Origin of the sequence: Duganella flavida (genome assembly GCF_009857445.1) — a bacterium.
GTDB lineage: Bacteria > Pseudomonadota > Gammaproteobacteria > Burkholderiales > Burkholderiaceae_D > Rugamonas > Rugamonas flavida.
In genome coordinates, this window is sequence record NZ_WWCN01000072.1 from 1 (window position 1) to 294 (window position 294).

General features: G+C 45.9%; 1 tRNA gene. It reads left to right on the top strand.

The features are described from left to right. Positions 1 to 49 precede the first annotated feature (49 nt). Positions 50 to 125: transfer RNA gene (locus GTP46_RS29250), tRNA-Ala, on the top strand. The last annotated feature ends 169 nt before the right edge of the window (positions 126 to 294 follow it).

Sequence of the window (294 nt, forward strand, 5' to 3'; positions counted from 1 at the left end):
GTTCGAGTCCAACCAGCCCTACCAGTTGCCGGTATTTAGAAATACCCATGGGGGATTAGCTCAGCTGGGAGAGCACCTGCTTTGCAAGCAGGGGGTCGTCGGTTCGATCCCGTCATCCTCCACCACCGCTTTTACGTAAGGCTAAGCGCTTTAGGTAAAAGCAGTATCGTTCTTTAACAATCTGGAAGAAGTAAAGTTTTATTAAGCGTGTATCGACAGATACATGCTTGGGTAGTAAAACTCATCATCACAAGTAGTAAATGCTTAGAACTATAGCCGTCAAGGTTATAGGGA